The 12,704-nt window shown below is 67.3% G+C and carries 11 protein-coding genes; all 11 read right to left on the bottom strand.

Annotation, left to right across the window (positions count from 1 at the left end; all coding sequences use genetic code 11):
• Positions 1 to 4: 4 nt before the first annotated feature.
• The 11 genes from B6K69_RS01600 to B6K69_RS01550 all read right to left on the bottom strand — a co-directional run bounded on the left by B6K69_RS01600 (position 5) and on the right by B6K69_RS01550 (position 12,699).
• Positions 5 to 1,681 carry a hydantoinase B/oxoprolinase family protein gene (locus B6K69_RS01600; protein ID WP_108642542.1) on the bottom strand — a complete coding sequence of 559 codons (1,677 nt, stop codon included), beginning with the start codon at positions 1,679 to 1,681 and terminating at the stop codon, positions 5 to 7.
• Positions 1,678 to 3,699, bottom strand: a complete 2,022-nt coding sequence (locus tag B6K69_RS01595; RefSeq protein ID WP_108642541.1) for a hydantoinase/oxoprolinase family protein — start codon at positions 3,697 to 3,699, stop codon at positions 1,678 to 1,680. The genes B6K69_RS01600 and B6K69_RS01595 overlap by 4 nt, the downstream gene beginning before the upstream one ends.
• Before the next feature lie 131 nt (positions 3,700 to 3,830).
• A complete protein-coding gene (locus B6K69_RS01590; protein WP_164681991.1) occupies positions 3,831 to 4,532 on the bottom strand; it encodes an ABC transporter ATP-binding protein in 702 nt (233 codons plus the stop codon).
• Positions 4,519 to 5,226 carry an ABC transporter ATP-binding protein gene (locus tag B6K69_RS01585; RefSeq protein WP_108642539.1) on the bottom strand — a complete coding sequence of 236 codons (708 nt, stop codon included), beginning with the start codon at positions 5,224 to 5,226 and terminating at the stop codon, positions 4,519 to 4,521. The genes B6K69_RS01590 and B6K69_RS01585 overlap by 14 nt, the downstream gene beginning before the upstream one ends.
• Positions 5,223 to 6,155: a branched-chain amino acid ABC transporter permease gene (locus B6K69_RS01580; RefSeq protein WP_108642538.1), complete on the bottom strand. Its 933-nt coding sequence runs from the start codon at positions 6,153 to 6,155 to the stop codon at positions 5,223 to 5,225. The genes B6K69_RS01585 and B6K69_RS01580 overlap by 4 nt, the downstream gene beginning before the upstream one ends.
• Positions 6,152 to 7,033: a branched-chain amino acid ABC transporter permease gene (locus tag B6K69_RS01575; RefSeq protein ID WP_108642537.1), complete on the bottom strand. Its 882-nt coding sequence runs from the start codon at positions 7,031 to 7,033 to the stop codon at positions 6,152 to 6,154. Before B6K69_RS01575 ends, B6K69_RS01580 begins: the two co-directional genes overlap by 4 nt.
• Positions 7,034 to 7,116: 83 nt before the next feature.
• Positions 7,117 to 8,388 carry an ABC transporter substrate-binding protein gene (locus B6K69_RS01570; RefSeq protein WP_108642536.1) on the bottom strand — a complete coding sequence of 424 codons (1,272 nt, stop codon included), beginning with the start codon at positions 8,386 to 8,388 and terminating at the stop codon, positions 7,117 to 7,119.
• An 88-nt stretch (positions 8,389 to 8,476) separates the two neighbouring features.
• Positions 8,477 to 9,841, bottom strand: coding sequence for a hypothetical protein (locus B6K69_RS01565; protein WP_108642535.1), 1,365 nt, complete (start codon positions 9,839 to 9,841; stop codon positions 8,477 to 8,479).
• Positions 9,838 to 10,419, bottom strand: coding sequence for an amino acid synthesis family protein (locus tag B6K69_RS01560; RefSeq protein ID WP_108642534.1), 582 nt, complete (start codon positions 10,417 to 10,419; stop codon positions 9,838 to 9,840). The genes B6K69_RS01565 and B6K69_RS01560 overlap by 4 nt, the downstream gene beginning before the upstream one ends.
• Complete coding sequence (locus tag B6K69_RS01555; RefSeq protein WP_108642533.1) at positions 10,412 to 11,251, bottom strand: UPF0280 family protein; 840 nt, start codon at positions 11,249 to 11,251, stop codon at positions 10,412 to 10,414. Before B6K69_RS01555 ends, B6K69_RS01560 begins: the two co-directional genes overlap by 8 nt.
• The gene (locus tag B6K69_RS01550) at positions 11,248 to 12,699 is read right to left on the bottom strand and encodes a 6-hydroxynicotinate reductase (RefSeq protein ID WP_108642532.1); all 1,452 of its coding nucleotides are present in this window, start codon (positions 12,697 to 12,699) and stop codon (positions 11,248 to 11,250) included. Before B6K69_RS01550 ends, B6K69_RS01555 begins: the two co-directional genes overlap by 4 nt.
• Positions 12,700 to 12,704 lie beyond the last annotated feature (5 nt).

Genomic DNA, 12,704 nt, shown 5'->3' with positions numbered 1-12,704 from the left:
TACGTCATCGCGGCCAAAGGCGCGCGGCCTCATCCGCCGTGTAGCGGCCCAAGGCAACATCTTCGGCAACCCGGGCCGCATCACGCGCCGCCGGATCACCATAGCCACCGCCGCCGGGCGTGCGCACCCGCACACGGTCGCCGGGCTGCAGCACGATGTCCTGCGCCTTGGACAGGTGTTCTGGAATGACCACCCTGCCGCCCTGATGGATTTCCACCCGGTTCACCGCACCATCCTGCCCGCCAAGTGCCCCCTGCGGCCCGGTGCGGCCATGGTCCATCACGAAGGAGGCGCGTGCTGTGCCGCGCAGAAGCTCGATCTCGTAATCCAGCCCCATGCCGCCCCGGAACTGCCCCACCCCGCCGCTGCCTTCGTGCAGCGCGTAGCGGCGGTAAAGCACCGGGTATTTCTGTTCCATGATCTCGACCGGCGGCGCCTTGGAAATGCCGATTGTCGAACAGCCGTTCGCAATCCCGTCACCGCCGGCAAAACCGCCATAGCCACCGCCCGAGATCTGATACATCACATATCCCGATCCGGTTTCCGGGTCGTTGCCACCAAGGCCGAAGTTGCCGCTGGTGCCGGCGGGCGCCGCCGTCACCCGGTCCGGGATCGCCTGCACCAGCGCCGCGAACACCGCCTCGGCAATGCGCTGGCTGACCTCGGCCGCGCAGCCCGACACCGGGCGCGGATATTGCGCATCCAGAAAGGTGCCCTCGATGCCGGTCACGTTCAGCGGTTCAAAGGCCCCGGCGCTGATCGGCACATCGGGGAAGATATGGCGCATCGCCAGATAGACCGACGACAGCGTGGTCGCCCGGACCGAATTCATCGGGCCCATGCAGAGCGGCGACGACCCCGCGAAATCGAACGTCAGCCCGTCCCCCCGCCGGGTGACGGTCAACGCGATGGTCAGCGGTTCGTTCACCACGCCATCGCTGTCGATAAACGCCGTGGCCTGGTAGCTGCCAACGGGGATCAGCCCGATCATCGCCCGCATCTGCCGTGCTGCCAGATCGCGCATCCGCGCCACGGCCTCGGTCACGGTGTCGTCGCCATAGCGGTCCAGCAACTGGCCCAGCCGTTCGGCCCCCACCATCAGCGCGCTGGCCTGCGCCTTCACATCACCGATGCGCTGGTCAGCCACGCGGATGTTCGACTGGATGATGGCCCAGATTTCCGCGTCCAGTTGTCCCTTCTTGAACAGCTTGACCGGCGGCAGCCGCAGCCCTTCCTGTTCGGCGCTGATGGCGCTGGCCGAAAACCCGCCCGGCACCATGCCGCCGGTATCGGGCCAGTGCCCGGTGTTCGAAAGCCAGCACCAGATGCGCCCCTGCCGCCAGACCGGCATGGCGAAACGCACATCCATCAGATGCGTGCCGCCCAGATAGGGATCGTTGACGATATAGATGTCGCCGGGCTCGGGCGCGGCGGTGATACCGTCGCGGATGCGCTTCACCAGCGTGCGCGTTGAAAACTGCATCACCCCGACAAAGACCGGCAGACCCTTCGATCCTTGCGCGATCAGACTGCCGTCTTCCGCCGAATAGATCCCGTCCGAACGGTCGTCGGCCTCGGCAATCACCGGCGAAAACGCGGCGCGCGAAAAGGTCAGATCCATCTCGTCGCAGACCTGCTGCAAGCCCGCCTGAATCACGGCCAGTGTTACGGGGTCGATCATGCGCCCACCTCCACGATCAGGTTGCCATCGGCATCCGAGGTGACATGACAGCCCGGGTCAACCACCAGCGTCGTATCCATCTGCTCGATGATCGCCGGTCCTGTCAGCGACAGGTCCAGTGGCAGGTGATCGCGCCAGTAGACCGGGGTTTCCACCCACCCGCCGGCGAACCAGACAGGGCGGCTGCCCGCCGGTTCGGCCTTTGGCTTGCGCCCGGCCGGGTCGATCAGCCGTGACAGGTCCAACTCGGCCCGCCGTCCCGTCACACTGACGTTCAGGTTCATCACGCTGGCGCGGATTTCCGGCAGATCCACCTTGAACCGGGCATGATAGGCCGCCTCGAACAGGCGTTGCAGGTCTTGCCGCGTGGGGCGGGCGGTGGGCAAGGCCACCCGCAGCAGATGGGTCTGGCCAACGAACTGCATGTCGGCCGAATACTCGGCACGGATGTCGCGGACCTCGATCCGTTCTTCACCGATCAACCGCCGCCCCTCGGCCTCTTGCGCGGCCAGAACGGCGTGAACCTCGTCCATCTCCAGCGCATCCAGCGGCCGGTTCAGCGTGCGAACGAAATCGTGCCGCAGGTCGGCCACCACGCAGCCAAGCGCATTGGTGATGCCGGGCCGGGCCGGCACCAGCACCTTGGGAACCGCCAGTTCGCGGGCCAGCGCCACCGCGTGCAGCGGCCCCGCACCGCCGAAGGCGAACAGCGCGAAATCGCGCGGATCGGCGCCCAGCGAAATCGACACCATCCGCACGGCGCCCGCCATATGGGTATTGGCGATGCGCACCACCGCCTCTGCCGCCGCTTCGATTGACAGGCCCAGGGGCCGCCCGATCTGGTCGGCCATGGCCTGCCGCGCGGCCTCGGCCGCCTGGCCGAAGCGGGTGGCGGGCAAGCGGCCAAGGATCAGGTTCGCGTCCGAGATGGTGACGCGCGTGCCACCCCGGCCATAGCAGATGGGTCCGGGCGTGGACCCCGCGCTTTCCGGCCCCACCCGCAACATGCCGCTTTCATCGACCCGCGCGATCGACCCGCCCCCGGCGCCCACCGTCCGCACATCCACCATCGGCACATGGATCGGCATGGCATATTCCACCTCGATCTCGTTCGAGACCGGGGCCACCCCGTTGCGGATCATGGCAACATCCGTGCTGGTGCCGCCCATGTCATATGTCAGCAGGTTCGCCACACCGGCCCGCCGCCCGGTGGCGACCGCCGCCATCACGCCCGAGGCCGGGCCCGACATCACGGTCTTCACCGCCTCGCGCGCGACATGGGCCGCGCTAACCATGCCGCCGTTGCCGTTCATCACCAGCAGGTCGCGGGCATAGCCGCGCGCCTTCAACTCCCCCGCCAGACGCGCGATGTACCGCTCAAGAATGGGCTGAACGCTGGCGTTCACCGCGGCGGTCACCCCGCGCTCATATTCCCGCGCCTCGGACAGCAGGGCGTGGCCCAGGGTGATATAGCCATTCGGCCAAAGGCTTGCGGCAAGCTCGCCAGCCCGCAGTTCATGCGCGGGGTTGGCATAGGCATGAAGGAAATGGATCACCAGCGCCTCGCAGCCCTGATCGCGCAACTGCACGACGGCGGCTTGCAGCGCATCCTCATCCAGCGTCGTGACCACGCGGCCACGGGCATCCATCCGTTCGGGCACCTCCAGCCGCAGGTTGCGCGGAATGATGGGAACGAAGCCGCCCGACATGCCATAGGCGTTCGGCCGGGTGCGGCGCCCCAGTTCCAGCACATCGCGGAAGCCGGCTGTGGTGATCAGCCCGGTTTTCGCCAGTTGCCGTTCAAGCACCGCATTGGTGGTGGTGGTTGTGCCGTGGACGATCAGGTCAAGATCGGCCAGCCGCGCCCCGGCCGCGTCAAACGCAGCCAGCACACCGGGGGCCTGATTGGGCAGGCTGGTGGGCACCTTGGCCAGTTTCACCCCACCCGAGGCCGGATCGAAAATCACCAGATCGGTAAAGGTTCCGCCGACATCGACGCCGGCGACAAGGCCGGTCATCGGGTCTCTCCTGATTGGTGCGCGCGGCGATCAGACCGGCGACGATTACCCCCGGGAAATCGGGCCGGACCCTTCAAGGCGTCCGTGCCGGAGTTTTCGAAAACTCCGGGCTTGCGCGCACCGGCTGTCATTCAGACCCCCACATAGTCAAGAAACTGCCGCGCGCCCGGTTCCAGACGGCGCGCCTCGACCATCTCTTCCACCCGGCCATGCGCCATGAAGGCCAGGCGGTCGGCCATCTTCAGCACCGCCTCGACCCGCTGTTCGACCAGCACCACCGCCACCCCTTCGGCGCGCAGACGCAGCACGGCATCGCGGATCAGCGCGATCATGCTGGGCTGCAACCCTTCGGTCGGTTCGTCCAGCAGCAGCACCTTCGGTTCAAGACACAGCGCCCGGCCAATGGCCAGCATCTGCTGTTCGCCGCCTGACAGCGTGGTGGCGGGCTGGGCCAGACGTTCGCGCAACCGGGGAAACAGCGTCAGAACATGCTCGCGCACCTCGGCCCGGTTGCCACGGGTCAGGCCCCCGACCTCAAGGTTTTCGGCCACGGTCAGCGGGCCGAACAGGCGGCGGCCCTGCGGCACCCAGGCCAGCCCATGGCACGGAATCCGATGTGCCGGCAGCCCTTGCAGATCAACGCCGCCAAGCCGGACGCTGCCCTCGGCCAGCTCGACCAGCCCCATGATCGCCTTCAGAAGCGTGGTCTTTCCAGCGCCATTGCGGCCCATGAGACAGGTCACCTGCCCGGCCCGCGCCTCGAAATCGACACCGCGCAACACGGTCACCGGGCCATAGCCCGCAGTCAGCCCCTTCACCTCAAGCGCCAAGATAGGCCTCCTGCACGGCGGGGCTGGCGCGCACCTCGGCGGGCGTGCCGCGGGCCAGCACCTGACCGAAGTTCAGCACGGTGATCCGGTGGGCCAGGTCCATCACCACCTCCATGTTGTGCTCGATCAGCAGGACGGCCACCTCGGGCACCAGGCTGCGGACCAGATCCTTGAAATTGCCGATCTCGCCCGCGGCCAGCCCCTGTGTCGGTTCATCCAGGATCAGCACGCGCGGTTGCAGCGCCAGCCCCATGGCCAGTTCAAGCAACCTCTGGTGGCCGTATGACAGGGTTCCGGCGGTCTCGGCCGCCATGGACTCCAGCCCGACGCGGGCCAGCGCCACCGCCACCGCGCCGCGCAGGTCGCGCGCCGATCCGCGCCCGCCCTGCACCGCCAGCGCCACGTTGTCAAAGACCGACAGCCCCGGAAAGACCGAGGTGATCTGGAAGGTATAGGCAATGCCCTTGCGCACCCGGGCATGGGCCGGCAGGCGGGTGATGTCCTCGCCAACCAGCCGGATACTGCCCGCCTGCGCCGGCACCCGTCCGGACAGGAGCGAGACGAAGGTGGTCTTGCCAGCGCCATTGGGGCCGATCAGGGCGTGAATCTCTCCCGCCGCAAGGTCGAAATCCACCCCGTCCACGGCGCGCAGGCCGCCGAAATGCCGGGTCAGGCCGCGGGCTTCCAGAAGGCTCATGGCAGCCCCCGGAAGAAACGGTCGCGCAGCGCGCCAAGAATCCCCTTGGGCGCGAACAGGACAACAATCACCAGCACCGCACCCACAATGAACAGCCAGGCCGAGGTCAGGTCGTTTGCCACCTCGATCAGGGCGAACATCAGGACGGCCCCCAGCAGCGGCCCGGCCACGGTGCCCGCGCCACCCAGCAGAACGTAAAGCATTGGCAGGATGGAATACTGGATGGTGGCAAAGCTGGCCCCGGCATAGCCGAACAACACGCCATAGGCCGCCCCCGCCAGACCCGAGGCCGCCCCGGACAGCGCCAGAACCGCCAGCTTGGCGGTGAACGGGTTGATGCCCAGCATCCGCGCGCGTTCCTCATTCTCGCGCAGCGCCACCATCACGCGGCCAAAGCGCGACCGCACCAGCGCCAGCGTGGCAAGGAAGGTGGCCGAGAACAGCGCCCAGGCCGTCAGATAGCGCGGCAGGTCGGTGGAAAGATCGGCGCCGAACAGCATCCGCCCCGAGGCGGGCAGCGCAAAGCCTTCGTCCCCGCCGGTCACACCGTTGAAGTAAAGCAGCGTCAGATACCCCGCCTGCGCGAACATCAGCGTCACGATCATGAAGCTGACACCGGCAGTGCGCAGCGCCAGCAGCCCCGTGACCCCGGCGACGACACCGCCGCCCAGCAGGCCAAGGATCAGCCCCGGCGCGGCCCCAAGGCCCCAGTGCCAGATCGGCAGCCCGGCGGCATACATGCCGGCAGCGAAGAACAGCGCATGGCCCAGCGACAGCAGGCCGGTGTAGCCGAAGGCCAGATTGTAGCCCATGGCGAACACCGCCAGCACCATGATCCGCGCCATGTTGGTGGCATGATAGGGCGGCAGCAGGAAGCCAAGCGCCAGCAGCAGCGCAACAACAGCCAGATGGGACGCCCAGACCTTCATGCGCTGCGCGTCCCGAACAGGCCCTGCGGGCGAAAGACCAGCACCATCGCCACCAGCAGCGTGGCCAGGATCTTGGCCAGAGTCGGTGAAAAGAACATGCTGATCACACCATCCGACAGCCCGATCACCAGCGCCGCCACCAGCGTGCCGCGCAGGCTGCCAAGGCCGCCGATGATGACCACGATGAAGGACAGAAGCAGCGGGTCGCCCCCCATCAGGTAATGCGCCTGGGTGATCGGCACGATCAGCACGCCCGCCAGCGCCGCCAGCCCGGCGCCAAGCGCGAAGGTGCCCATATAGACGCGATCCACGTTGATGCCGAAGGCACGGGCCACGTCGCGGTCAACCTGCGTGGCGCGCATCACCAGACCGGCCTTCGTCCGGGTCATCAGCGCCCAGATGCCGGCCAGCACCACGCCGGCGGCCAGTACGACGAACAGCTTGTAGCCGGAATAGCCGAACCACGGCGTCTGCAGCCGCAGATCGAACGGCGCCGCCACGGGCCGGGCATCGGGGCCATAGAAGGTCAGCGCCGCCTGTTGCAGCATGTATAGCAGGCCGATGGTGGCGACGATGGTCGCCTCAGGGTCGTAGTTCAGCCGTTTCAGCACCAGCGCATCGGCCAGTGCCGCCAGCACCGCCACGGCCAGGGGTGCCACCGCCACGGCCACGGCAAAGGCCAGCCAGGCCGGCCCCGGCACCATCCCGGTCACGAACCAGGCGATCACCGCGCCCAGCATGAAGAACTCGCCATGGGCGACGTTCACCACCCGCATGACGCCGAACACCAGCGACAGGCCGGAAGCCGCCAGCGCAAGTACGGCGGCGGTCACCAGCCCTTCCATCAGGGCGAGCAGCAGGAAAGGTCCGAAGGCCATGGATCAGGACAAACCGTTGAGCGGAGAATAGGCGTGGGCAAAGGCGGAAGGGGCCATCACCCCCACCGCCCCGCCTGGCGGGATCAGAACGACATCGCGGTGTAATCCACCGCATCGGGGTAAAGCCCCTCGTCGATGGTGGTCGCGTGCACCTTGATCAGTTTGCCTGACTGAATCTGGCTGATGTACTGGCTGCCGAAAACCTGGTGCGTCTTGCCGTTGAACCGCTTGGCGCCCTGCGGATGTTCCAGCCCATAGGGCAGATCGGTGATCGCCTCCATCGCCTCAACCAGTTTCTGCCGGTCGGCCGGGCCGGTATAGCCCGCGGCCTCCATCGCGTTCTTGATGAAGTAAAGCGTCTCCCAGGTGCTGAACATATGGGCGTAGGTTGAGACATCCTTGGCGTCGCTCACGCTGGCGCCGTTGTCGTCCACCCCCACGGCGGCGCGATAGGCGGCCTCGTGTTCGCCGGCATCGGCCGGTTTCACCCGCGGATGGCCTTCCCAGAAATGGCTGCCCTCAAGGAACTCCAGCCCCGGAGTGGCGGTATCCACCGCCTCAAGGCTGTCGACGAAGCCGAACAGAGCCGGTTTCGCGCCGGTGCCGTAGAATTCGCCCAGCTCCTTGACGAAGGTCAGAACGGCCGGCCCGACCATGACGTGATACAGCACCTCGGTCTCGGCCGGGATCTGCGGGAAATAGCGGGTAAAGCTGGTTTCGGTCGGCGGAATGGCGATCTGTGCGATCACTTCGCCGCCCTGTTCGGCCATGGCCTTGGTAAAGAAATCGCGGTGATCGTGGCCGAAGGCATAGTCGGGGAACACCATGGTCACCTTCTTGCCCAGGTTCGCCGCCACCCAGGGCGCCATGGTGGAAATCTGCGCCCGCACATCAGTGATACCGGGTTGCAGCGTCCAGCGGTTCAGCGCGCCGCTGGCAACGTGGTAGCCTTCGGAACAGACCAGATAGGGCACCTTCAGCTCGCCCGCGCGCGGGGCAGACCCCATGACGACATGGGAAAACAGCGTGCCCATGACCAGATCGCAGCCCGCCTGCTGGGTCAGCTTGTCCACCACCTCGGCGCCGCGCTTGGGATCGGTCGCGTCATCTTCGAACACGATCTCGACCGGACGCCCGGCGATGCCGCCCGCATCATTGATCAGCTTCAGCGCGGCGGTCGCGGTGCGTTCATACCAGCGGCCATAGCTGGCGCCGATGCCTGTGCGGTGCAACTGGAACCCGATCTTGATCGGCGCGGCCTGCGCGCCCACCACGGCCGGCAGTGCCGAAGCCAGAAGCCCCGCCCCCGCACCTTTCAGCAGCGCCCGCCGCGACGGCATCAGGAAATTCGTCATCTCGTCTCTCCTCGTGTTGGGCGGGCCCCTCTTTCCGGGTGGCCTCGCGGTCAAGATTGTAGGTGCGCAAACGTCCTGTCCACAAAAATCACCCGACCCTTGCCGTGGACAGCAGCCACAGGCCAAGAACTGTATATCCGACCATCAATCCGGTCATCGGCAGATGCGCCAGCGCCCGCGTGCCCGGCCCCGCCAGCTTGCACGACAGCAGGACGGCCAGAAGATGCGCGCCCAGGATGGCCATGAACTGCGCGCCATAGATCAGCGGCATGATGCGCGGATCGGTCAGGAAGCCGAAGGACACATAGAACGGCGGCAGACCAAGGAAGCTGTCGCCGGTGAAGAACGGGTCATTCAGCGCGGCCAGCGTGTATTGCCCGGCGGTCAGCAGCATCACCAGATAATGCGCGGCATGATAGCCCGCCGCGATGGCCAGAAAGGACAGCATCAGCGGCCCCAGCGCAAAACCCGACCCGCCAAGGACGCGGCCCAGCCAGACCATGCCCGGCACGGCCAGCAGCGTGATGGCCCAGACCGCCAGCAGCCCCAGCGTATTGACCCAGACCACCGCCGACCGCCCCGTCGGTTCCAGCGGGTTTTCCCCGATCAGGGCCTGCCACCAGAAGGTTTCGTTCAGCCCGTCGAAGGTCAGCGCCGCAAGGACAAGGCACAGGAACACCACCGCCGAAGGCGCCAGCGGCGCCATGCGCAGCACCTGTGCGCCGGGCGGGCCAGCCATCAGCCGGGCGCGGTTTCCGTCAACCTCCAGCCACAGCGGCGCGATGCGGGCGATGAAGCCGAACAGAACGGTCAGGAACTCGCCCTTCTGCAACCAGTCCTCGCCTTCGGCCACGGCAAGAAGGAAGATCACGCCGTAATAGCAGGCGGCCACCGTCGCCAGCACCGCCGGATCGTCCGGGTAAAGCGAGATCATCTGGAACCAGGCAAACCCCGCATAGCCCAGCACTGCCGGAACATACCCCAGCCGGGCCAGTCCGATACTGCCGGTCCGCCCCAGCAGAAGCCGCGCAATCCGCACCGGCCCGGTCCAGGGGTTGATCGGCCGCCAGAGATTGCCGAAACCCATCGATCCCAGCGGCACCACGATCCAGACGCCGGTCCAGAACACCAGCGTCATCAGGTTGTGCATCGGGTCGCGGCTGCCGGTCCAGCCGATGAACAGCAAGGCCAGAAAGCCCAGGAACCCCAGATAGGAAGACAGGGTTTCCGGCACCAAAACCGGACGGTCCCACATCAGATGCGGCCGAAACGCCGGCAGGCGCGGCGCCACCGCCGCCAGAAGCGCGGTCAGCGCCACGGTCAGCGCGGCGGCGGTGATGTAATGCCCGGTCGGCAGCGTCAGAATGACCGAAGGCGGCAGGGCGCAGGCAAAGGCCACGCCGGGAACAAGCGCAAGGATCAGTGTCGGGGTCAGCAGGCCCCTCTGGATCATCGCAACCCGTCCTCTCCCTTGACCTGATCCACCTCCAGCCCGCCCATGCGGGAATGGACCCGGCCGCCGCGCGCCATGGCAAGCGCGAACAGCACCTCGTTCGCGCGCGGCCCATCCTCGCAGGCGATGGTGATCACGTCGAAGCGTGACCGGACATAAGCCGCGTTCAGATGGCCCAGCGGAATGTCCAGCGTGCTGCCAAGCCCGCCCACCTTCATGGCGCTTGGCACGATGGCGCGACATTCGCCCAGCCGGTCGCGCATCCCGTAGCCGCCCGAGACATGCCAGATCGCGCCGTGCTCATGTTCGCCGGCTTCGCCCACGATGGCGCCCTTGCCATAGGCATCAATGCCCTCGCGCCCGCCAAGCGCTGCGACCAGCCGGTCGGTCAGGCGCAGCGCCAGCGGCTTCAGCCATTCCATCGCCGGCTGAAGGTCGGGCTCGAAACGGCCGGCGAAAGGGTTGGAACAGATGGCATAGACCGCCCCCTTGACCGGGGCCGGGTCGGCCACGGGCCCGCCTTCGTGGAAGATTTCCTCCACCTGCACCACGATCTTGCGCAGCTTGAATTCAGACACCTGTCGCCTCCCTTTCCGGCAGCGCCAGCGCGCCGGTCATCCTGCACTCACCCTGAAGGAAAAGGGCCGCCCCTTCAATCAGCCCGCGCGCGGCAAAGTCCTGCGCCGCGCGAAGGCCGGCATCCAGCGCCCGGCCCCGGTCATCCGGCGACAGGGCCGGCACCGCGATGGTCACGGCCCGCGCTCCAAGATCGCTGTCGGTCTGCACCATGCAGGCCGGGCGCCGGCTAATGCCTGGATGCCCCGGCAGATCAACCGCATTGGCAATCATCGTCGCCGCCGCATCCGCCGCCGCCGCGCTGCGCGCCACCACCGTGACCGCCTCGGCAATGCCCAGCGACAGGCTGCGCCCGCGCCAGCCCGAGGTGGCGATGCCGCGCACAGGGTCTGCCGCGCGCACCGTCACCCGATCCATCCCCCCGGTCACCGCCAGCGCGCATGTCAGCGCCTGATCGGGGGCCAGCCAAAGCGCGATGTCGCCGCCATTGTTGGCATAGGCCCGCAAGATCCCGGGGCCGGCCAGCGCCGCGACGATCTCATCCGCCACCGCGCCCGCAACCGCGGCCATCGGGGTGATGAAGGCCGGGCGGAACGGCGCCACAGCCGCCGCCATGCACCGGGCAATGCGGCCCGACACGGCGGCTTCGGGCGACCGCAGCGCGGCAAGCTCTGACACCAGTTCCTCAAGCACGGTTGCGAAGCGTGCGGCAGCGCGGGCATGGGCGGCCTGCACCGCCGCCGCCGGCCCGAAGGCGGCCGCCACAATGTCGATCGGCCCGTGCTGCAAATGCAGCCGCCCGTCGGGCAGGCGCGCGGCAATCGCCCCGCTCATTGCCGGGGCCAGGGTTGCAGATGGGCCTCGGTCGGATATTCGCCGCCTTCGGCCATGGTTTCAGAGAGGCTGCGGATGCTGCCCTCATGCCCGCCCATGGCAATGTAATCGGCCCGAGGCAGGGTGAATTCCAGCGGGGCCACCAGCGCCGGCGTCGGCACATAGCCGAAGGCGCCCTTGGGCAGGCGCGTCACATCGACCATGAAGGTGATGCCGCCGCCCGGCCAGACATAGGTTTCGGCGCCGCCGCTGGTCAACCGGGTGATGCCGCCCTGCACCGATCGGGTCAGCCGCACCGGGTTCTTCGTCACCCCGGCGCGCAGACTGCCCCCCGCGCCCCCCATGAACAGCACGGTGCAAAGCGACGGTTCGCAATTCTCGTCGATCAGATCCACCGTCCGGCGCAGGCCTTCGGGCAGGTCGCGCGGCTGCGGACTCAGGTCGGCGTCCAGTTCGTAATAGGCAAACTCCTCGCCGGTGGTCGAGACCATCAGCAACGTCAGCCCCGGACGCGCCCCTTTTTTCGGGTTCCACTCACCCAGAATCTCCAGCGGATCGGTCAGCCGGGTGCCCCCCCAGCCAAGGCCCGGTTCCGAGACCCTGAAATAGCGCCCCGGCGTTGACCTCTGGCCCTTGATGCGGATGCCGGTCGGCGCCCAGCCCAGCACTTTGCCGGCCTGATGTTCACTGACCACGCCGGTGATGTGGTCATCGACCACCACCACCTCATCGACCAGCCCCTTCCATTGCGCCGCGAACATTCCGATGGTGGCCGAACCGCAGCCAACCCGCATCCGCCGTTCGGGCGTGCCGTCCACCACCGGCGGCTGGCCTGCCTGCACCACCACGATGGAACCGTGGTCAATCCGCATCTCGACCGCCTCGCCATTGCACAGCCGCAACAGCGCATCACAGGTGACCCGGCCTTCCGCCTTGGTGCCACCCGTCAGATGGTGCACACCGCCCAGCGACAGCATCTGGCTGCCGTATTCGGCGGTTGTGACATGGCCAACCGCCTCGCCGCCCACCCGCACGGTCGCGCCTTCGGGGCCAAGGAAACGGTCGGTGTCGATCTTCACCTTAACCCCGCAATAGGAAAAGATCGCCTCGGTGACCACGGTCACCATATCGGCCCCGTCGATGATGGAAGAGACGATGAAAGGCGCGGGCTTGTAATCCGGGTAGGTGGTCCCTGATCCGATGCCGGTCACGAAAGCATCGGCGGGCACGGGGCTGCCATCCCAGTCGCGCGCAGCAAAGGGCACGATGCGGCTGCCCGCGTCCAGCGCGTGGCTCAGCATCACCACCGGATCGCTGCGCACGATCCGGCCTGCGTGATTGGCATAGCGGTCGCAGGCGCCGGTCTGCCCGGGGGCGATGTAGCACATCACCGGGCAGGCATCGCAGCGGATCTTCTCGGCGGCCTCAGACAGTGGCGCATCGGTCATGGCGC

This window comes from Pseudogemmobacter blasticus, assembly GCF_003071405.1.
Classification (GTDB): domain Bacteria; phylum Pseudomonadota; class Alphaproteobacteria; order Rhodobacterales; family Rhodobacteraceae; genus Pseudogemmobacter; species Pseudogemmobacter blasticus.
This window is presented reverse-complemented; position numbering and strand designations above follow the sequence as displayed.

Bases quoted from the DNA above. Each gene is read 5' to 3' on its own strand.
- B6K69_RS01600 (WP_108642542.1), bottom strand. From the start codon at position 1,681: ATGATCGACCCCGTAACACTGGCCGTGATTCAGGCGGGCTTGCAGCAG.
- B6K69_RS01595 (WP_108642541.1), bottom strand. From the start codon at position 3,699: ATGACCGGCCTTGTCGCCGGCGTCGATGTCGGCGGAACCTTTACCGAT.
- B6K69_RS01585 (WP_108642539.1), bottom strand. From the start codon at position 5,226: ATGAGCCTTCTGGAAGCCCGCGGCCTGACCCGGCATTTCGGCGGCCTG.
- B6K69_RS01580 (WP_108642538.1), bottom strand. From the start codon at position 6,155: ATGAAGGTCTGGGCGTCCCATCTGGCTGTTGTTGCGCTGCTGCTGGCG.
- B6K69_RS01575 (WP_108642537.1), bottom strand. From the start codon at position 7,033: ATGGCCTTCGGACCTTTCCTGCTGCTCGCCCTGATGGAAGGGCTGGTG.
- B6K69_RS01570 (WP_108642536.1), bottom strand. From the start codon at position 8,388: ATGACGAATTTCCTGATGCCGTCGCGGCGGGCGCTGCTGAAAGGTGCG.
- B6K69_RS01565 (WP_108642535.1), bottom strand. From the start codon at position 9,841: ATGATCCAGAGGGGCCTGCTGACCCCGACACTGATCCTTGCGCTTGTT.
- B6K69_RS01555 (WP_108642533.1), bottom strand. From the start codon at position 11,251: ATGAGCGGGGCGATTGCCGCGCGCCTGCCCGACGGGCGGCTGCATTTG.
- B6K69_RS01550 (WP_108642532.1), bottom strand. From the start codon at position 12,699: ATGACCGATGCGCCACTGTCTGAGGCCGCCGAGAAGATCCGCTGCGAT.